This is a genomic window from Caballeronia arationis (genome assembly GCF_001544975.2).
Lineage (GTDB): Bacteria > Pseudomonadota > Gammaproteobacteria > Burkholderiales > Burkholderiaceae > Caballeronia > Caballeronia arationis.
Map to the genome: position 1 here is coordinate 36204 of NZ_FCOG02000003.1, position 19658 is coordinate 55861.

Below are 19658 nucleotides of genomic sequence, written 5' to 3' on the forward strand. Positions count from 1 at the left end.
GCGCCGCCCTAACGCATCAGTCCTGCCGGTTCGGCGCGCCGGTGATCTCCGGCGCGATCGCCGCATGATTGACGATCGCAACGAGCGAGATCCCGCCGATCATGTTGCCGATGAAGGTCGGCAGCAGGAACACGCCGAAGTAATCGCCGATGCTTGCCGCACCCGTCATCACCGCGTACGACGCCTCGACCGATCCGGCGATCACGTGCGACAGCTTGCTCACCGCGACCGTGTAGGTGATCAGGAGAATCGTGAGCAGGCGCGCCGAGCGCGCGCTCGGCAGCAGCCACACCATCAGCGCAATCAGCCATCCCGCGAACATGCCGCGCACGACGGTCACGCCGAAGCTTCCCGTCAGCGGCGTCTGCGCGACCTTCGCCAGCGACTCGGTGACTTCGGGCGAAAACACGCCGGGAAACTGCAGGATCGATGCAAAGATCACCGTGCCGATCAGGTTGAAGAGCAGCACGATCGACCAGAGGCGCAGCGTCTTGAGGAACGTCTTCATGTCGCGCCGCGTGAGCACCGGCAGCACCGCGGAGAGCGTGCTCTCGGTGAAAAGCTGCTGGCGCCCGAGGATCACGATCACGAATCCGACCGTATAGCCGAAGCTCGACACGAGCCCGCGCCAGCTCGTTTCGGGCAGCGCGCTTTCGAGGATCGACTGCACGAGAAACGAAAAGCCCATCGACAGCCCCGCCGCCAGCGCCGACCAGATCAGTGCGCCGGCGGTGCGGTCCATCGCCGCTTCGCCTTCCTCGCGCACGATCTCGTGGATCACTAGCGCGCGTGGTGTCGAATGCTCGGCGGCCTGGTCCTGCTCGTCGCGGTTCAGATGGGGGGAATTCGCGCCGGCTTCCGAAGCTTCCGGGGTGGCAGCGGGCGCGCCCGATCCGGAACGCGTATGGGAACGGTTCTGCTGGTCTGACATGGACTTGTTTCTCCGGGATGCTCGCCGACGAATGAGCGAATGAGCGGGAATTGCGCGTCCGTGTATTTTCGGAAACGACGTCCCGGTCAAGCACGAACGATGCCCGGCAATCGCATCACTGGAGCATGAAGGTCTCGTATTCGAGCGTATCGAGCTTTCGGTCGAGCCAGTAGAGGCTCAGGAGCACGACGGCGAGCAGCGCGAGCGCGAAGCCGTAGCCGTACCAGCCCGGGTTGAGGGCGAGCGTGATTCCAGTGAACACGACGTTGAACAGCACGAACAGCGCGACCAGCACGAGCACCACGCGGCGCTTGTCGAGATAGAAGAACACGTTGATCACGCCCATGAAGATCACCTGCAGGCTCGCGGCGATCACGTCGACGTAAAGCAGCGGCAGGTAGAGCGTCGAAATCCGCAGCCAGTTCAGTAGCACGGTGCCGATCGCGAACAGCATCAGCGCGGCGGTCGCCTGCACTTTCACGATTTCATAGAGTCCGTTGCGCAAGGCCTCGACCATCGCATTGCGCATGCGCTCGATGTGCTGCAGCGATGCGCCCTCGCGCACGGCGTTATAGAACTCGTCGTAATACTCGACGAAGTCCGTCTCGATGCGCATCAGGAACACCGCCATCCCCGGGATGATCGCGAGGTAGGAGAGGAACACCGGAATGTCGTAAATGATCGACGCGCGCAGCGGTCCGATCACGTGTTGCCCGGTCGCCGGCGAATACCAGAACATGAACTTGTCGGCCCAGATGCCGAGGTTGTACAGGAAGCCGGTGAGCATCAGCGTCGGATAGCGGTAGCGCTTCATGAACAGCTCGAACGCCATGAAGCGGCTGCCCGTGTAGTCGCGATAGATGAGCGTCAGAAGCCCCGCGAGCAGCACCGTCTGCCCGCCGACGAAACCGCCGAGCAGCCCCGTCAGACCGAACACGTTTAGCGTGATCGCGGCGCCGGTCGTCAACGCATAGCCGATGAAGAACACCCACAGGATCGACATGTACTGCTTCATGCCGGAGAGGAAGATGGTCGCGAGCCAGATGTTGCTCATCACGACAAAGCCAGCAAGCATCAGCAGCCGGTAGGGGGCACTTTGCGCAGGAAACAGAAACACGACGGCGAGCCCGCCCAGCACCGTCGCGGCCACCGAAGTGACGAGCGCCGCACCGTGGAAATTCGGCAGCACGAGATCGGCGCGCTTCTCGAAGAGACGATCCGACGTGAAGCGCGTATAGGCGAGCTGCAGCGGCCCCGTCAGCACGAGGCTCAGTGAAATCAGGTACGTGACGGACACCTGGAACTGCGTGATGAGCCCGGTCGGCAGCACGAAAGGCAGGCTCAGGATGCCGATCAGCAGAATGCCGACGATCGAGAGAATCCACGGCCCCGCGCTGATGAGGCCCGCGTATGCGTAGGCCTGCATCAGTCCCGCGAGCGTGTCGCGCCGGAGCATCTTGCGCAGTTCGAAGCCGATTCCAGCCATGTCGGTGCCCGAAAGAAGTGAGTGCTCAGCCGGCCTTCGCGTCCCCCGGCGCCGCGATCAGGCGCGCATAGAGCGAACGATAGGCGCCGACCATCATGTCCTGCGTATAGAACCGCTCGACTCGCGCGATGCCCGCCGCCTGCGCAGCGTGCCAGTTCCTGTCGTCGAGCAGATCGAGCGCGGCCTGCGCGAGCGCGCGCGGATCGGCGATCTGCACGACACGCCCCGCCGCACCGAGCGCCGCGTCCTCGCCCGGCAGGCCGTAGATCAGTTGCCGGCAGGAGCCCACGTCCGTCGTGACGGACGGCACGCCGGCCGCGAACCCTTCGAGCACGACGAGCGGCAGCGCCTCCGAAATCGAACTCAGGATCAGCACGCCGCAGCGCGGCAACAGTTCGTCGATCTTCTGGAAGCCGAGAAACTTCACCTTCTCTTCGAGTCCGAGGCTCTCGACGAGACTGCGGCATTCCTTCGCGTATTCTTCGTCTTCGTCCTCGGGGCCGGCGATCCAAGCCTCTGCCTCCGGCTCCTCGCGCACCACCGTCAGCATCGCGCGGATGAAGGTCTTGATGTCCTTGATCGGCACCACGCGGCCGATCAGGCAGAGCGTCTTCGGCACCTTCGACGCGCGCTTGTCGCGTAACGCCGCGAGCCGCGCGAGATTCACGCCGTTCGGAATGCTCGCGGTCTTGTGCGCGGGCGCGCCGTCCGTGACCTGGCGCTGCCGGTTGCCTTCGTAGAGCGCGATGATGTCGGCGGCGGCGTCGTAGCACACGCGTCCGAGCGTCTCGAAGAAGCGCACCCACAGGTCGCGGAAATAGCCGACCTGCGACACGTCGCGCTCGAAGATGCTGCGGTTGTCGCGGATCCACTGGCTCTGGAACAGGTCGATCTTGCGTTCCTTCGTATAGATGCCGTGTTCCGAGACGAGCAGCGGCCGCCCGGTCCGGTGATGCGCGAGCGCGCCGAGAAAGCCCGCATAGCCCGTCGATACCGTGTGATAGACGCCCGCGAGCGGCAGCGTTTCGGCAATCCGCGCGAGTTGCCAGAGCGGCTTGTGCATGATCCGCACGGTCCAGAAGTAATCGACGAACGAGGGGTCCGTGCAGCGCTCGCGATACTGCTCGGTGATGAACTTCCAGGCCTCGCGCGAGTAGAGAAACTCCTGCTCCGAGAGCTTGCCGCCGGGCGCGAGTTCTCCGAGCATGTCCTTGAGCATCGCGCCGGCCGCGGCGCGCATTGCGGGGTTGCGCATCGCGTCGTGCAATTGCGCCGACTGCGCGAACGCCGCGCGGTCGCCGCGACCCTTCTCGATCGACGGCGGCGCGGCGAAATCGTAGAGAAAGTGGTTTTCCTGATGCACGACGTTGTCCGGCAGCGGATACGACAGCTTCGGATAATCCTGCGGCCGGCTGCCGAGAAAGCACAGCGCGAACGAATGCTCCGGGAACGCGCGGATCATCTGGTTGACCCAGCTCGACACGCCGCCGCTCACATACGGAAACGTGCCTTCGAGCAGCAGGACGACATCGGCCTTCGGCGCTTTCAGCAGCGACGTGCTGGCCGCCGGCCACTCGGTCTGATACGGGGCGTGCTCGACGGTACTCATGACAGCGCCTTTTTCATTGAAGCGGGAGACGAAGCGGAAGCGCCGCCGGGCAGCCAGTAGTCGAGCACGGGCTTCATCACCGGCAGCACGGCGGACGGGTTCATCTGCGCGAGCAGCGACCGCACGCGGACGTAGTCGCCGCGCAGGTACGCGGCTTCCGCGAGATAAGGCAGCATGCGGTCGCGGGCGAAGCCGCACTCGATCGCGCGCGCGAGCAGCGCTTCCGCGTCGTCGAGATCCCGCCGGTCGAGCGCGAGCCGCCCGCGCATGCGCCACAGCGACGCATCGCCCGGCTCGATTGCGAGGGCCGCCTGGGCGTAGGCATCGGCCTGTTGGGCGGCGTTGCGGTAGACGTCGCCCTGCACGAGGTGCCCGTAGATCAGCTCGCCATAGAGCGCCGCCAGCGTCTTGTTCACGCGATACCGTTCGCGCGGCGCGAGTTCGCGCGCGAGCTTCGGGCGTTCGGCGAGAATCTTCTGCGTCAGGAGCTTCTCCTGGCTGTCGAGCATTCCGTAGGCGAGCAGCCGGATGTCGTCGAGCGGGTCGGCCAGCATGCCGCGCAGAAGCGGACTGATGGTGTGCGCGGGCATCGACTGCATCGCGAGCAGCGCGGTCATGCGCAGCGACGTCGCGGCTTCGGCGTTCTGCAATTCGGCCTTCAGGCGCGCGCCGCGCCCGTACGACACATGCGGGATCAGGTGGGTCGCGAACTGCGGTTCCTCCACATACGCGATGCCGCTCGCCTCGACACGGCGCGGCAGCGCAAGCGCGAGCGTCATCGCGCAAACGGTGGCGAGCACGCCGCCCACCGGCACGCTGAAGTTGAAGAACCACAGATAGAACCACGACGCCTTGCCCGGAATCTGATAGCGGCGCGGCAGCACCTGCCACGCCGCGAGCGCGATCAGCACGGCGGCGAGCGCCTGCAGTTCGAGACAGCGCAAGAGCAACGCGGTCTGCGGCCCGTTGCCCGCCGCGATTACGAATACATGGATCTGCAGCGCCGCCCCGGCGATTGCCGCGACGAGCGCGAACGCGGCAGCTACGCGCGAATCACTGATCGACATGGCAGAGCCTCAGGAAAGCGAGCAGCGCCTCGACGGGCGCCGCGCGGCCGACGCGCATCGAATAGGTCGCGACGTGCGCCGTTTCGAAGTCGGTGCCGAATTGCGCGCGCAGGTTCTCCTCGATGCGCAGCAGATAGCCGTCGACAGCGCCTTCGCCCGAAAGCGGCATGAGCGTCAGCACGGCGCGCTGGCCTTGCCGCGCGATCGGCCACTGCACGTCGAGCGAGCGGCGCGAGCGCAGCACGTGCTCGAAGAGCGACGCGGAGAGCGCGCTCGCATCGAACACCAGCGCGACGAGCGACGATTCGATGCCGGTATCCTTGTGCAGATGTTCGAGGCGCGCGTAATCGAGTGCGAAGTCGTAAGGGACGCCCGGAAACGCTTCGATGAGCGCGCGCGTGATCTCGGCGTGGCGCACGCCGTCGGCGTAATAGCCGCACAGCACCAGCAGGAACTGCAGGTTGTCGCGCGTGAGCGCGAGAAACGGCATGCGCTCGACGACCAGGAGCGCCACCCGCCGCCCGCCCGCATCGAGCAACGGCGCCACCGCCTGATAGCGCGTCTGCAAACGGGTATCGCCGCCGCTGACCTCGCCCTCGGCCGGGCGCGGATGCGCGAGCGCGTGCTTGTCGAGCGCCTCCACGACGAGCGGATCGGCGAGATCGAGTTCGAACGGCGAGCCTACCGTCGCCGCGGGCGTCGCCACGACGCCGCCGTCGCGCCATTCATACAGCGCGGCCGTCTCGATCTGGCACGCCTGCGCGGTCGCTTCCAGAAAGCGCGCGGCGCCCTTGAGCGCACCGGGGTCGTCGTCGCGCAACGCGAGCGCGCGCAGCCGCCCGAGCGAATCGCGCAGGGTCGCGGGCCGCGCGAGCAGGTCCTGTTCGAGCCGCTCGTGCGAAAGCCGCAGCAGGAACTGGTTCTTCGTGAGGATCGACAGGCGCTCGGCGAGATAGTCGTTCGCGACCCGCGCCTGCCGCTGCCGCCCGATCCAGATATCGCCGAACTGGCCGCAGAGCAGCGTCGCGATGAAGCCGCCGAAGAAAAACGCGCCCGGAAACGCGGTGCGGACATGCGCGCCCGCGTGCGCGCCCGGCGTGAGCGGCCCGATCGGCCCGAGCGCCGACACATACCAGCAGGCAAGCAGCAGGAGCCCGCTCGCGGTTCCGGCGATCGTCCCGTAGCGCAGCGCGAGCACGATCGGCACGAGCCATACCCAGCCGAACCCGGTGCGCACGAGGAGCGGATCGGCGGGATCGACGAGCCGGCAGATCACGAAGAGCACGAGCGTCGCCACGACGACTTCCACCGCGACATATGCGGCGCGCTTCCTTGAAATGCGCGACGGCGCGATCACCCGCGCCCACAGCATGTCCTGCGCGATGCTCTGTCCGCCCTGCGAGCTGTAGCGGCGCACGCGCGAGTCGCCGCGCTTTTCGCCTGCGGCACGCCCTGTCTGGTTCGCCACGTCATCTCTCCTCATTGCCCGGCGCCTGCCTTACCGCGTGAGCGGCGCGAGCAGCTGCTTCTCGAGCTTCTGCGCGACGCCCGAGAGCGCGTCGCGGCTCCAGCCGGCGCGGCTGCCCGCCGCGCTCCAGAGCACCTTGCCGCTCTCGACGTCGATCACGTCGAAGGTCAGGCCGACGGCCGGCTCGCCGTCGACGCCCACTTTATAGCGCCACTCCGTCACGGTGCCCGTGAGTGCGTAGCGGATCTTCTGCGAGCGCGCCCAGTCGAGCGCTTTGGCGGCGGCGTCGGGTCTGGCGGGGTCGAAGAGATTTTCCTCGTCGCCCGTGGCCGGATAGCGCGTCATCTGCCGGAAGCCGCTCGACGCGAGCAGGCTCTGCGCAATCGACGCCGCCCGCTGGCCCGCCTGCGGCGTCTCCGTCTGGTTGACGATCGGCAGGACGGTGAAGCTGTCGTCCTTTGAAACGCCCGTCACCGCATCGCCGTGATCCACGACCGCGCACGCGTTGAGCGTGAGCGCCGCCGCGAGCGCGATGGTCACGCGGACGGCGCCGCCGTTGACACTGGCAATCATGTTCTTCATGTCGATTCTCCGTTTGCTGCAAACCGGTTCAGTAAAGCCAGCGATACCGCACGCCGTATTCCGTGAAGGGCTGCGAGCGGCCCGAACTCGCGCCCGCATGCTCGTAGTAGACGACTGCCTGATCATTGCCGAAGACGCTGCCTGCCAGCCCGGCGCGCACTTGCGCCACCCAGCCCTGATTCGAGTCGTGGACCGGACCTGCCGCAAGGAAAGGACGCCAGCGGCGGGTGTAGCCGCCGTCGAGATCGTCGCCGACCGAGAACAGCACGCCCGCCTGCGTGAACGTCTGCGGCATGAACTGCGATGCGGTGAGCGGCGTGCCCGCCGGGAGAAGGCGCGCCAGCTGGCCGCCCGGCGTGCCCGACGCGCTGTATTGCCCGTGCGTGAAAACCGCGCGCACCGTGTAATCGGGGTAGCCCGTGCGCAGCTTGTAGCCGGCGCTCAGGTCGTAGACGGCGCCGGTGCCGAGGAACGACTCGTCCTGTCCGTAGAAGCGGTCGTACTCGAAGCGGCCGTTCAGGAACACGTGCGGATCGGGGCGGTACATGAATCCGACGCTCGCGAGGTTCTTCATCCCGCCGACGATCAGCTGGCTCGTCTCGGTCGCCATCTGATGCACGCCGAGCGCGTAGCTGAAGCTCAGATTCTGCGTATCGCGCAAGGTGCCGTCGAGGCGGAACGTCGTGAAGTCGTCGAGTGCATTGCGGCGGCCGAGCGTCGCCTTTTCGCTGTGATCGAGGCTGAGGTTGCGGAAGGTCAGATCGAGCCGGCGATCGTGCTGCGGCACGCCCGGCAGCGAATCGCTGCCGGTCTGGTTGCGCTCGCTGTAGTCGAGCGTGAGCGACTGCGTCGGCGAAAGACGGATGCCCGCGCCGATGCCGCTCTCGGTGAAACGCAGCCCGCCCTGATCCACTACCCGGAAGCGCGGCGCGAGCGCCTGCGCGTTGCGCAGCAACTGCTCACGCAGCACGGCGTTGACGATCTCGTCGTCGGGCAGCGCGAACTGCTGTTCGTACGCGTGGGTCTGCACGGCGCCGAAGCGGCCCGTCACCGCTTCGGCATCCAGACGGTTCTGGCGTGGCACCCAGTCCGGCTCGGTGTCGAGCAGGCGTTCGATCTCCGGCGTATCGCGTTCGGCGAGCGCGATCGTCATCTCGGCGTAGACGGGGCGCGTCGCGCTGTCGATGTACTGGCGCAAAAGCCACAGGCGTTCCAAGTCGTAGGCTTCGTGCGACTGCGCCCAGCCGAGCGCCGCCTCGCGCGCGACCGCCGAATAAAGGCGCTGCCTGCCCGCGATGCGCGCCGCTTCGCTCGCGGGCAAGGCATCGGCTGGCGCGGCGGCATCCGCGCCCGCTTCGCGGTCTTCACGCAGCAATTCGATCAGCACGGCCCGCGATGCATCGCCGCCCCGGAACAGGTCCGTGAGGCCGACCATCCGCGCGCGCAGATCGGCGCGCTGCGCTTCGTCGAGCCTCGCGCCGGCGCCGCCCGCGCGTTGCGCCATCTGCCGGCGCCAGACGGCATTGCGCACGCGCCCGGCTTCGTCGATACGGCTGCTCAACTCCAGCGCATCGGCATAGCCGAGCGCCCAGAGCGGATCGTCGCGGCGCGTCGCGGCTTGCTTGCGCATCATGTGCAGCGCGCCGCGGCCGTCGCCGAGACGCAGATAGCCTGCCGCGAACGGTCCCCACAGCGAACCGTCGTCGTCGGCATCGCGGGCGTAGCGTTTGAGCGCGGCGCGCAGTTCGGCATCGCTGCCGCGCTCGACGAGCGCCCACATCAGCGCCGCGCGCGCTTCCGCATTGCCGGGCGCGAGCGCGAGCGCCGCGCGCACGTCGCGCAACGCGCCGTCCGGATCGCCCGCGTCGCGCAGATACTGCGCCCGCGCGAGCAGGAACGCCGGGCGCCGTTCGGCGGCGGCAAGCTGCGCCGGATCGAGCGACGCCAGGAGCGACGCGATGCGCGCCGTCGCATGCGCGCGCGTGTACTCGTAGACGGCGAGTTCGAGCAGGCGCTCGCGGCCGGTCGAGCGATAAGCGAATTCGGCAAGCCTCCCCGCTTCGAGCGGCGCGTCGTCGTAGAGGCCGACCATCGACGCCATGTCTTCCGGCGACGCCTTTCCGCCCTGCAAGAGCTCTTGATAGCCCTCCTTCGCGGCGGCGTCGTCCTGACTCACGGACGCCATCATCGTGTAGAGATGCCAGAAGTCGCCGTCGCCGGGCGAGGCCGCGCGCCTTGCGCTTTGCAGGACCGCGAGCGAGCGCTCGAAGTCCGTGCGCACGTAATACAGGATACAGAGCTTGAACGCGTACTTCGGGTCGGGACCGAACTCGTTGTTCAGGCGCGTGTAGGTGGAGAGCGCGAGATCGTCGTCGCCCTTGCGCTCGGCGAGCGCCGCGTAGCGTTCGAGCAAGGCGCGGCGGCTCGGGCCGCGCGGCTGTCGATCGATGCGCTCCTTCAGGAAACGCAGCGCGGAATCCGGATCGCCGAGCAGTTCGTAGGCATTCACGACGTGATCGACGCGCTTCATGTCCGCGGGATCGCGGTCCGCTTCGAAGATCGACGCTTCGAGGAGCGCCGCGTCGTCGCCGAGTGCCGGGGCGAGGCGCTCGACCTGCGCCCAGCTTGCCGCGTCGTTGCGGCGGCGGGCGAGGATCGCGTAGTTCTTCAGCGCGACGTCCGGCGCATGATTCCATTCGGCGACCTGCGCGAGACGCTCGCGCCAGACGATCGAATCGGGATCGTGATCAACGGCGCTTTGCGCGACGCGCTGCGCGCTCGCCACGTTGCCGTTCGCGAGGAAGACCTTGAAGGCGAGTTCGTAGTCGTCGTTGTCGAAGGCGGCGCGCGGGGCGGCTTCCCGCGACGTTGCGGACGGAGCATCGGACGCGATCCGGCGCAGGCCGTCGTGCAGCGTGTTTCGCGGACCGGGCGACCAGACTGCATTCACTACGCCGACCGCGCGGTTGTCGTCCCGATTCGACGCCATGTCCGCGTGGACAACCGGCGCTTCGGAAGCCGCTTCGGTACGCCACGTCGCGCGCCGCCACACCGCGGCCATTTGCGACGACGCCTGCCGCGACTCCCCATCGACACGCCCGCGCGCGGACATGTCGATGAGCCGCCGCGCATAACGATCCGCGACATCCGGCCGCCCCGCCGCCAGCGCAAGCCGCGTCAGAAAGCGCAGCGTCTCGCGGTCGCGCGCGAGCGAGCCGAGTTGCTGATCGGCCGCCAGCAATGCTTCGTTCAACTGGTTGCCTGACTGAAGCGCCTGCACGCCGCTCAGGAAGAGACGCCGCTCTTCGTCGATGGTGCGCGCCTTCCTGCGCGCCGCGAAGAACGCGTCGGCCGCTGCGGCATAGTCGCGCGCGCCGAGCTTCAGCTTCGCGCTCGCCTCGAGCCATTCGCCCGCGCGCGCGGGTTCGGCCTCCGCGAGACGCGCGTAGTAGCGGCCCGCGAGCGCGGCGTCGCCGAGCGCGGCCGCCTTCGCCGCGAACGCTTCCAGTTCGCCCGGCGGCCACGGCTTCCCGGCCGCCACGGTAAGCAGCCGGTCCAGTTCCCGAAGCCGCTCGACGCGCGCCGGATCGCCCGGTTTCAACGCATACGCCTGCGTCTGCGCCAGTTCGATGCGCACTTTCAGCGAGCGCGCCTGCGCGTCCTCGTCGGACGACATTGCGAGCCGGGCGAGCATCCGCTCGGCATCCGCGATGCGTTCCGCCTTCAGATACTGCCGCGTCAGTTCGGTCAGCACTTCGGCGTTGTCCGGCGCGATGCGCAGCCACGCCTCCAGATACGCGATGGTCAGCGTGTCGGTCTTCTGGCCCTGCAGCAGCCGCTCCTGCAGGCGCTCGCGGGGGAATGCGAGCATCAGCATGAGCATCACGAGGAGCCCGAATGCGGCGATGACGAAGGGCGAGAACAAACGCTCGCGATCAGGTTCCACAGGCGACATCGACGTGGACCGTGGTGGTGTCAGCGGAAGACCGGCGCGGCGGCGCGTACCCGGCGCGTCCCTGCGGTCCGGGAGACAGCGTGGCCGAAAGCGCGCGGCCGTCGGCGCTCACGCGGCATGCGCGCGCCCCGGCGAGCGAAAAGCGCGGCGCGACATGCGATGCGAGATCGAACGACAAACCATTCGCGGTGCGCGCGAAACGCGAGATCGCGCCGTTCGCATCGGCGAGATACGGGAGGCTTTGCGCCCGCGCGGCATCGACGGTGCGAAAGCGCGCGTCGGTGCCCGTCAGGTGCACGTAGACGCCGCCCGGCCCCGCGAGATAGCCCGCGACGCCTTCGGCGCTTGCAAGCTCCGGCGCGCGTCCCGGCGGCAGCCGCACGGTGCGCAGCGCGCCGCCGCCGTGGACGCGCCAGAAATCGCCGTCGCGCGCGATGCTCATGCGCTCGAAATCGAGCACCTTCTGCGCATATTCCGATGCGTACACCGGCATCAGCGGCTCGGCGAGCAGCCTGCCGTACACCTTCTTCAGCGCCTCGACCGAGGCGAACTTGGTGCCGCTGAACATGTGGTAGTAGACATCGACGGGCTTGAAGCGGATCGGCGTACCGGTCATGTCGAAGGTTTCGAGCACGCGCGTGTAGCCGTAGTACGGTCCCTGCCACAGCTGCGTGTACGGCTCCTCGTTCTGGTTCGGCGCGAACACCTGGAAGTAGCCGTCCTTGTTCACGCCGAGCGGCGCGATCGCGCTCCAGGTCGGGTCGCTCTTCGTGATCAGCGTGTCGCCGCCGTTCATGTTGTAGACGCCCGCCGCGTCGGCGGCCTGGATCACGCTCGCGGGCACCTGGCAGTCGCCGCTCCAGAGCAGCACCTTCACGCGCTTGCCGGGCGGCGCGAGGCGGTCGATATAGCCGATCGATCCGCCGATCTCGCGCGCGGTGTCGTACCGGTAGCCGGGGATGTCGATCGACAGTCCGTTGTAGTTCGCGCGGCTGCCGCCCTCGGTCGTGGTGTCTTCGCTGGGTTTCGCGGCGAGGCCGGTCACGCGCATCCATTGCAGCGGATGCGTGTAGGTGTGGCTCGCCATCTCGACGTTTGGCAGCGCGAACATCCTGCGCGCGATCTCGCGCAGGCGCGGCGCGATGCTGCGATACGGGCCGTCGTCGGAAATCTCGCCCTCGATCACGGAGACGGTCGTCGGCAGGCCGAATTCGCGGATCACCTCGTAGAGCGCGTCGCCGGAATACTGCGGCGCCTTCGGGTTCATCGCGCCGCCGTCCACCGCATACTCGGCGCGTGACGCGAGGCCGTCGCCGTCGATATGCGTCATCAGCAAACGCCGGCCGTTTTCCGTCGACGGATCGGGCGCCGGCATGTCGTCCGGCAGCCGCAGCGCCGCCTTGAAGAAGCGGATCGGCTGGACGACCCAGCGCGCCTGGTTCGCCAGCGACATGTCGAACACCGCGAACGGCCGCAGCGCGTAGCCGCCCCAAGGCGTGATCGCGGCGGCGTCGATGGCGTAGTCGTTGCCGAGGTCCGCCGAGCGAAGGCGCAGGAGCGAACGGCTGTGCGGGCCCGCGCGTACGCCGGTGGTGTCGCGCGGATCGGGACGCGGCTTCATTTCGAAGCCCATCATCGCGTCATCCATCGAATCGACCCGCAAACGTTTGCCCGGAAGCCCTAGAACCGGCTCCAGATCGAGCTTAGCGGCGAGCGCGTCGTCGAGATTCATGCCGAAGCTCGTCAGCATCGCGACGTGCATGCCGCTGTCGATCTGCGCGAGCAGCCACGCGCGGAGTGCGCCGGCATCGGGCGGCGGCCCGTCGAGCCAGACGACGATGCCCGCATAGCGCCCGTCGAGCGGCGCGGCGGGCAGCGGCTTCGATGCATCCGCGAATTCGACGCGGTAGCCGAGGTAGTTGAGCGGCATCGACACATAGCGCACGCCCGGCGTCACGTTCAGGTTCGTGCCCGCAGGCACGTTCTGAACGACGAGGATGGTGCGGGCGAGCGCCTGCTGGTCGCCCGGCGCGCTTTGCCGCGCGTTCTGCTGCGGCTCATCGGCCGAAGTTGTCGCCGCGCCGCCGCCGACCGTGCTCAACGCGCCATCGGTGACATACGGAATCAGGCCGTCGGCGCTGATTTTCGCGGCGGTTTCGCGCGCGCAGCGACGGTCGGCGGGCGCGCAATAGTCGATGGCGAGCACCGGCAGGCCATACTGCTCGCGCAGCGTCTTCGCCTGCGCGAGCAGCCAGTCGCGATCCGCCTGCGGGACCGCGACGTATTGCTTGCGAGCCTGATTCCAGCCGCGATAAAGCGACTCGAAGGCCACCGCGTACGCGAGATCGTGGACCTGCGGCATCAGTTCGAAACCGCGGTTGAAGATGAGCCGCGCGTCGGGATAGCGCGTCTTGATCGCGCGGATCACCGCAACGAGGCCGGCTTGCTGGCGCGCGCGAGCGTCGTCGCTTCGGGCTGCGAGCTGGTAGGAGTCGAGCGTATCCAGGAAAAAGCCGCGATAGCCTTTGTCCCACAGCGGCGCGATCACTTCGTCGACGAAAAACCGCGGCCAGCCCTCCGCCGACTGATCTACGACATGCGATTGCCACGCCGCATTGCCGCCCACGAGCCAGGACGGCGGGATCTTGCGATAGTACGATCGCGACGGCGTCACCTCGCCGACGCTCACATACGCGAACCATTTCGAGGCCGGCGCGGATTGTGCCGCTTGGCCCGCTTGTGCCGCTTGTGCCGCTTCTGCCGGTTGTGCCGCTTGCGTACGCGGATCGAAGCCGCTGTCCGGCTCGACGACGACCGCATCGAACGCAGACAACTGCGCGGCCGGCACCTTCGACCCATAGAAGAGCGCGATCGACGGCCGGGCCGCTGGGGCGGCGTGCGCGCACCACGGCAGGAGCATCGCGGCGAAGGCAGAGAACCACGCCAGCGCGACGGCCTGCAGCCGGCGGCGGCGCTTCTGGCACATGCGGGGGCACGCGCGAGCGCGGCGTGCAGACCGCATCAGTCGACCGGGCGGCGCGCTGCGCCGCCGTGCGCGCGGGGCAGCGGGCGCGGGCCCGGATGCTGCGGCGCTGCGTTTGCGCCCGGGACAGCCGATCCCGAACGGGCGTTATTGGAAGTCATCTGTTGTTCTCAGTTTTTTTTAAGCCGGCGCTCACGCACTCACAAACGGCGACATCTTCAACGTTTTGCGCGGATTTACTCAGACTAGTGCCAAAACCGTCAGAAGGCACGAAGCGACGTGGCTCCGGTAGCAAATGCCGTACCGCGTCGCCTCGATGCGCAAAGCTTTCCCGTCAGCGGCACATGGTTAGGCGCAATGGTTGGTTGGGCCGGGCGGCGGGCGTCGCTACCATTTGGGCTCGCCATGTCACCGAACGCCGATGTCCATCTATCTCGACGATGCCCAACGCCACGACATCCACCGTCTGCGCGCCTCGTGGCGCTGGCGCAGCCAATGGCCGACGTGGCTCCTGATCGCCTGCGTGTACGGCGGATGGTTCGCCGTCGCGCTCAATGCGCGCACGCTCGGCATGCCGCTCGCGCTCGGCGCACTGGCACTGCTGTCGTGCTGGTACATGTCGCTGCAGCATGAACTGCTGCACGGCCATCCGACGCGCTTTCCCCTCGTCAACGCGCTCTTCGGCGTCGCGCCGCTCGCGGTCTGGTTTCCGTATGCGGTGTATCGCGAGTCGCATCTGCGTCATCACGACGACGCCCATCTGACCGACCCCGCGCGCGATCCCGAGAGCTTTTTCGTGTCGGCCGAACGCTGGGAGCGCGCCGGAACGTGCCTGCGCGCGCTCTTCGCATTCCGCAATACGCTGCCCGGCCGCGTGCTGATCGGGCCTGCGTTCGCGATCGCGGGCACGCTGCGCGGCGCGGCATCGTCGATCGTTCGTGGGGACCTGCGCGCCGCCGGCAGCTGGGCGCTGCACGGCGCATTGCTCGCGGTGCTGATCGACTGGCTCGATAGCCGCTGCGGCATCGGCTGGTTCGCGTTCCTGTTCGGGGTCGGCTATCCGGCCCTCGCGCTCGGCGCGATCCGCTCGTTTCACGAACACCGCGAGGCCGCCGATCCGGCAGAGCGCACCGTCATCAACGAAGCGGGCTGGTTCTGGCGACTGCTGTTCCTGAACAACAACTATCATTTAGTCCATCATGACCTGCCGCACGTCCCCTGGTTCGCTCTCCCCGGAATCTACGAGAAGGCCCGCCCGGCCTACCTGAAACGTTGTAACGGCTTCATGTACGCGGGTTATTGGGCGATGGCGCGTCGCCTCGCGTTCGCCGCTGTAGCGCATCCCGTGCATGTCCGGACCTCGGCCGGCATCCTGCATCGTCCGGCGGTGTCCGGCACGCACGCGACGGCCGCAGGAATCGCCGCCATCGTGCGCGCGGTCCAACCGAGGAAGCCATGTCTGCCACCGAGCCCTGGACATGCCCGACGTGCGCAATCCGCGTCGCCACCCCCTTCTGCCCACAGTGCGGCGAGAGCCCTGTTCGGCCGCCAGACCTGACGCTGCGCGGGATCGGCACGAAGCTGCTGCACGCGGCAACGAGCATCGACGGCAAGCTGGTTCGCACGCTCTGGCTTCTGCTGCGTCATCCGGGCCGGCTGACGGTCGCGCACCTGAACGGCCAGCGCATGCCGTATGTGCCGCCGTTCCAGCTGTTTCTGATCGCGAACGCGTTCTTCTTCGCGATGCAGTCGCTGACCGACACCCAGATCTTCGGTTCGACGCTCGAATCGCATCTTCATCATCAGGACTGGAGTCCGCTCGCGCAGTCCCTGGTGGCCGAACGGGTCGAGAAGTTGCGGATGGATCCAGCGCAGTACACCCTCGTTTTCGACCGTGCCGCGGTGCTCAACGCCAAGTCGCTGATCATTCTGATGGTCGTCCCGTTCACGCTGATGTCGTGGCTGATCCTGCTTCGTGCGGGCAAGCCGTTCGTCGCGTTCGTCTATTTCTCGTTGCACCTCTACGCGTTCCTGTTGCTGCTGGTCTCGCTCGCGCTTGCCGTCGCGGCCATCGACGTCAGGCTGGGCGGCGCGGGGCTCGGCTCGCCCGTCGTCGACAAGATTCTTTCCATCGTCAATCTCGGCGTCTGCGGTGGTTATGCGTTTCTGGCCCTGAAGCCCGTGTTCGCGTCGCGTGGAATCTGGCGCGTCGTCAAGGCGGTCGCGATGGCGCTAGCGGCGGGCGTCATCGTGCTCGGTTACCGGTTCGCCATTTTTCTGATCACGCTCTACACCGCGTAACCGGCCAGCGATATGGGCGTCCCGCTAGCGGCAAAGCTTCGCCACCAGCATTTCGTCGACACTGCCGTCCCGCGGCACGCTGAACACGTCGGGCGTGCCCCAGCCGTGGTCCAGCCAGGCGCCGTGCAGATAGAAGTTGTATTCACCGTCGGACTTGCTTCGCGTCGCGCAATCGATGACGAAGCGGACATCACGCATATCGCCCTGCTTTCGCGTGCCCGGAATCGTGACCGGACGGAAAAAAGTCTCGCGGGTCCAACCGGAGCGCGTCGTCCCGGCGCGCCGATACGTCGTGAGATCAAGATAGACGAGCGCGTCGCCCGTTTTCGCGAACAACGTCCATTGTGCGGAGTACGCAACGGGAACTGCCGGCGGCAGGCACGCGCATATCGGGATTCCCGCCAGAGCGACGAATCGCATGAGTCTCACGGACGGCCTCCCAAAGTCATGTCGGGCGAACCCGGGCATCCCTGGCCCGCTCTCGCGCGTCGGCGATTTCAACGCAGCGGGAGCCGGCGACTATACTGCACCTCTGCGTCGAGAAACGCTCGCCGCATCGATTCCGACTGGTTGGCAGATGGATACGTCATGTCAGCAAACCCGATCATCCTGCGCCGAGCCACTCCCGGCGACGCACGAATCATCGCCGGGCTGCATACCGCGAGCTGGCAAACCGCGTATCGCCATATTCTTCCCGAGGAGTACCTCGCCGTCCAGGCGCCCCGGGAGCATCTGGCCCTCTGGCAGTCTTACCTGGCGCGCCCCGAAGCGATGTGGGGCCTCGTCGAGGTGGCAGAGATGCAGGGCAACCCCATCGGCTTCGTCAGCGCCGAGAAGCTGCCTAATCCGGCGTATGGCGTGCTCCTCGACTGTCTCCACGTGCTGGCGCCTTTTCAGGGCCACGGAGCGGGAAAACTGCTGATCGACGCAGCCCGCGCCTGGGCCCGGCAACTGGGCGAAAAACAGATGCACCTCTACACGCTCGAAGGCAACGCGCGCGCCATCGCATTCTACGAACGAAACGGCTGGCAACGCGCTGGCTCGGTGGACGGCTACATCGGCGAAACGCCTGTGACGGATCGCCGGTATGTCATCGCGCCATAGCAGCCAATGCTCCCAACGCCCATGAACTGGATCGCCGCCCTGCCGATGTACAACGTGACGCCCGAGCTCGCCGCCGACTGGCGCGCGCTCCTCGCGCATGCCGGAGGGCGGCTCGAACGCTGGCTGGCGGCACGCGGCGATTCGCTCGCACTCGTCGAGCCCGACGAGCCGCTCGAACGCTTCTGGCTGCGCGACGATCTGCTGTTGTCGCAGACCTGCGGCTACCCGCTGGTTCACGCACTTTGGAAGCGGGTTCGCGTGATCGCGACGCCCGCATTCGACATCGACGGTTGCGCGGATGGCAACTATCGCAGCGTGCTCGTGACGGGTGCGCATGTCACCGCGACGACGCTCGCGCAATGCCAGGGCCTGCGCGCAGCCTTCAACGACGACGACTCCAACAGCGGCATGAACCTGTTTCGCGCGGCCGTCGCGCCGCTTGCGCTCGGCAAGCCGTTCTTTTCCGCGGTGCTGCGAACGGGCGGCCACCTGCAATCCCTGCGCGCGCTCGCGATCGACCGAAGCGCCGACGTCGCCGCCATCGACTGCGTGACGCTGGCGTTCGTGCGCGACCTGCTGCCCGAGCTGGCCGGTGCAATACGCGAGATCGGCGTGACGCAAAGCGCGCCGGGCTTGCCGTTCATCGCATCGAAGGCATTGCCGGCGGAAGCGGCCGCCCTTCTCGCCGACGCGCTCGACGACGCCGTCCACGCAAATCCCGCGCTGGCGCGCCGGCTGAAACTCAAAGGCTTCGTGCGCCGCCCCGCCGCCGACTACGCGTCGATCCTCGACATCGAGCGCGCGGCCATCGAGCGCGGTTATCCGGCGCTCGCGTGATCGCCAAGGTTCCAAAAAAGCCGCGCGAATAACCCTACACCCGGTGTGACGGGCACGTTTTCCCGACTTTCGGCACAATCGGCTTTTCATCCAGCGTCGCGAGACGCGCCCGCAATCTGCACACGCCCCGTGCAATTCGCACTGCGCGCCCCGGCGCCTCCAGACACCGGACACGTCGAATGATCCCCTTTTCTGTACTCGATTTATCCCCGATTCCGGCGGGCGCCACCGCCGCCGACGCCTTTCGACATTCGCTCGACCTCGCGCAGCACGCGGAAAAGTGGGGCTACCTGCGCTACTGGCTCGCCGAGCATCACAACATGACGGGTATCGCGAGCGCGGCCACGTCGGTCGTGATCGGTCATATCGCGGGCGGCACGAAGACGATTCGCGTCGGCTCCGGCGGCGTGATGCTGCCGAACCACGCGCCGCTTGTGATCGCCGAGCAGTTCGGCACGCTCGCGTCGCTGTATCCGGGCCGCATCGACCTGGGTCTCGGCCGCGCGCCCGGCACCGACCAGACCACCTCCCGCGCGCTGCGCCGCGAATTGCAGGGCAGCGCGGACTCGTTCCCCGACGACGTCGTCGAACTGCAGCGCTATTTCGCCGATCCGGTCGAAGGCCAGCGCGTGCGCGCCGTGCCGGGCGCCGGGCTGAACGTGCCGATCTGGCTGCTCGGTTCGTCGCTCTTCAGCGCGCAGCTTGCCGCGGCGCTCGGCCTGCCGTTCGCGTTCGCGTCGCACTTCGCGCCGGACTACCTGCTGACGGCGCTGCAGGTGTATCGCGCGCAGTTCCGTCCATCGAAGACGCTCGACAAACCCTACGCGATGGTCGGCGTGAACGTATTCGCCGCCGATCGCACCGAGGACGCCGAGTTCCTCTTCTCGTCGCTGCAGCAGCAGTTCATCAACCTGCGGCGCGGGACGCCCGGCCAGTTGCCGCCCCCGACGCGCGACATCGCTTGGAGCGAGGCGGAGCGCGCGGGCGTCGAGCATTCGCTCGCGTGCTCCGTGGTCGGCGACCCGGCCGAGGTCGAAGCCGGACTGGCCTCGCTGATCGACCAGACGCAGGCCGACGAACTCATCGTGACGGCGCAGATCTTCGATCACGCGGCGCGGCTGCGCTCGTTCGAGATCACTGCTCAAGCACACGCGGCGCTGGCAGCGCGCTGAGCGAGAGGCGCGGAGATGCGCGTCCAGAGCCGCGACGGCGGTCGGCGCCCGCACCCGCGATAATCCGCGCGCCTCTGGACGCGCGGAGATTTGGCAAGCAATAATGGAATCGTCGCCGGCTCGTCCGGCTGACGCGGCTGCGGGCGCTGCGCCTGTCGCGGCA

The 19658-nt window shown here is 67.4% G+C and carries 14 protein-coding genes; 5 read left to right on the forward strand and 9 right to left on the reverse strand.

Going from position 1 to position 19658, the window contains the following annotated elements; all coding sequences use genetic code 11:
* Positions 1-16 precede the first annotated feature (16 nt).
* The 8 genes from AWB81_RS02430 to AWB81_RS02465 all read right to left on the reverse strand — a co-directional run bounded on the left by AWB81_RS02430 (position 17) and on the right by AWB81_RS02465 (position 14084).
* Entirely contained in the window at positions 17-931 is a 915-nt protein-coding gene (locus AWB81_RS02430; protein WP_062632310.1) for a formate/nitrite transporter family protein, read from the reverse strand.
* A 115-nt stretch (positions 932-1046) separates the two neighbouring features.
* A complete protein-coding gene (pelG, locus tag AWB81_RS02435; RefSeq protein WP_062632311.1) occupies positions 1047-2417 on the reverse strand; it encodes an exopolysaccharide Pel transporter PelG in 1371 nt (456 codons plus the stop codon).
* A 25-nt stretch (positions 2418-2442) separates the two neighbouring features.
* The gene (gene pelF / locus AWB81_RS02440; protein WP_087134773.1) at positions 2443-4026 is read right to left on the reverse strand and encodes a GT4 family glycosyltransferase PelF; all 1584 of its coding nucleotides are present in this window, start codon (positions 4024-4026) and stop codon (positions 2443-2445) included.
* Positions 4023-5093 carry a tetratricopeptide repeat protein gene (locus AWB81_RS02445; RefSeq protein ID WP_062632312.1) on the reverse strand — a complete coding sequence of 357 codons (1071 nt, stop codon included), beginning with the start codon at positions 5091-5093 and terminating at the stop codon, positions 4023-4025. Before AWB81_RS02445 ends, pelF begins: the two co-directional genes overlap by 4 nt.
* The gene (locus AWB81_RS02450) at positions 5080-6561 is read right to left on the reverse strand and encodes a PelD GGDEF domain-containing protein (RefSeq protein ID WP_062632313.1); all 1482 of its coding nucleotides are present in this window, start codon (positions 6559-6561) and stop codon (positions 5080-5082) included. The genes AWB81_RS02445 and AWB81_RS02450 overlap by 14 nt, the downstream gene beginning before the upstream one ends.
* 30 nt (positions 6562-6591) lie before the next feature.
* Positions 6592-7143 (reverse strand): hypothetical protein, encoded by a 552-nt coding sequence (locus AWB81_RS02455; protein WP_062632314.1) that lies wholly within the window; start codon positions 7141-7143, stop codon positions 6592-6594.
* Positions 7144-7171: 28 nt separating this feature from the next.
* Positions 7172-11098, reverse strand: a complete 3927-nt coding sequence (locus AWB81_RS02460; RefSeq protein ID WP_062632315.1) for a tetratricopeptide repeat protein — start codon at positions 11096-11098, stop codon at positions 7172-7174.
* Positions 11079-14084 carry a bifunctional glycoside hydrolase/polysaccharide deacetylase family protein gene (locus AWB81_RS02465; protein WP_062632316.1) on the reverse strand — a complete coding sequence of 1002 codons (3006 nt, stop codon included), beginning with the start codon at positions 14082-14084 and terminating at the stop codon, positions 11079-11081. The genes AWB81_RS02460 and AWB81_RS02465 overlap by 20 nt, the downstream gene beginning before the upstream one ends.
* A 418-nt stretch (positions 14085-14502) precedes the next feature.
* Here AWB81_RS02465 and AWB81_RS02470 point away from each other — a divergent pair, with 418 nt between their 5' ends.
* Together AWB81_RS02470 and AWB81_RS02475 are read left to right on the forward strand one after the other, a co-directional pair.
* On the forward strand, positions 14503-15639 hold the full coding sequence (locus AWB81_RS02470) for a fatty acid desaturase (protein WP_087134775.1): 1137 nt from the start codon (positions 14503-14505) through the stop codon (positions 15637-15639).
* The gene (locus AWB81_RS02475) at positions 15537-16382 is read left to right on the forward strand and encodes a DUF3667 domain-containing protein (protein WP_062632317.1); all 846 of its coding nucleotides are present in this window, start codon (positions 15537-15539) and stop codon (positions 16380-16382) included. The genes AWB81_RS02470 and AWB81_RS02475 overlap by 103 nt, the downstream gene beginning before the upstream one ends.
* Positions 16383-16406: 24 nt before the next feature.
* On the opposite strand, the gene AWB81_RS02480 is transcribed toward AWB81_RS02475, so the two are convergent.
* Complete coding sequence (locus AWB81_RS02480; RefSeq protein ID WP_143753550.1) at positions 16407-16811, reverse strand: hypothetical protein; 405 nt, start codon at positions 16809-16811, stop codon at positions 16407-16409.
* A gap of 159 nt (positions 16812-16970) precedes the next feature.
* Here AWB81_RS02480 and AWB81_RS02485 point away from each other — a divergent pair, with 159 nt between their 5' ends.
* The 3 genes from AWB81_RS02485 to AWB81_RS02495 all read left to right on the forward strand — a co-directional run bounded on the left by AWB81_RS02485 (position 16971) and on the right by AWB81_RS02495 (position 19495).
* Positions 16971-17486, forward strand: a complete 516-nt coding sequence (locus tag AWB81_RS02485) for a GNAT family N-acetyltransferase (protein WP_062632319.1) — start codon at positions 16971-16973, stop codon at positions 17484-17486.
* A gap of 21 nt (positions 17487-17507) precedes the next feature.
* Positions 17508-18323, forward strand: a complete 816-nt coding sequence (locus tag AWB81_RS02490; RefSeq protein WP_062632320.1) for a phosphate/phosphite/phosphonate ABC transporter substrate-binding protein — start codon at positions 17508-17510, stop codon at positions 18321-18323.
* A 179-nt stretch (positions 18324-18502) separates the two neighbouring features.
* Positions 18503-19495, forward strand: a complete 993-nt coding sequence (locus tag AWB81_RS02495) for a luciferase-like monooxygenase (protein ID WP_062632321.1) — start codon at positions 18503-18505, stop codon at positions 19493-19495.
* The last annotated feature ends 163 nt before the right edge of the window (positions 19496-19658 follow it).

Coding starts and splice junctions, on each gene's coding strand:
- AWB81_RS02470 (WP_087134775.1), top strand. CDS start 14,503: ATGTCCATCTATCTCGACGATGCCCAACGCCACGACATCCACCGTCTG.
- AWB81_RS02495 (WP_062632321.1), top strand. CDS start 18,503: ATGATCCCCTTTTCTGTACTCGATTTATCCCCGATTCCGGCGGGCGCC.
- AWB81_RS02460 (WP_062632315.1), bottom strand. CDS start 11,098: ATGTCGCCTGTGGAACCTGATCGCGAGCGTTTGTTCTCGCCCTTCGTC.
- pelF (WP_087134773.1), bottom strand. CDS start 4,026: ATGAGTACCGTCGAGCACGCCCCGTATCAGACCGAGTGGCCGGCGGCC.
- AWB81_RS02485 (WP_062632319.1), top strand. CDS start 16,971: ATGTCAGCAAACCCGATCATCCTGCGCCGAGCCACTCCCGGCGACGCA.
- pelG (WP_062632311.1), bottom strand. CDS start 2,417: ATGGCTGGAATCGGCTTCGAACTGCGCAAGATGCTCCGGCGCGACACG.
- AWB81_RS02465 (WP_062632316.1), bottom strand. CDS start 14,084: ATGTGCCAGAAGCGCCGCCGCCGGCTGCAGGCCGTCGCGCTGGCGTGG.
- AWB81_RS02475 (WP_062632317.1), top strand. CDS start 15,537: ATGTCTGCCACCGAGCCCTGGACATGCCCGACGTGCGCAATCCGCGTC.
- AWB81_RS02445 (WP_062632312.1), bottom strand. CDS start 5,093: ATGTCGATCAGTGATTCGCGCGTAGCTGCCGCGTTCGCGCTCGTCGCG.
- AWB81_RS02455 (WP_062632314.1), bottom strand. CDS start 7,143: ATGAAGAACATGATTGCCAGTGTCAACGGCGGCGCCGTCCGCGTGACC.
- AWB81_RS02490 (WP_062632320.1), top strand. CDS start 17,508: ATGAACTGGATCGCCGCCCTGCCGATGTACAACGTGACGCCCGAGCTC.
- AWB81_RS02430 (WP_062632310.1), bottom strand. CDS start 931: ATGTCAGACCAGCAGAACCGTTCCCATACGCGTTCCGGATCGGGCGCG.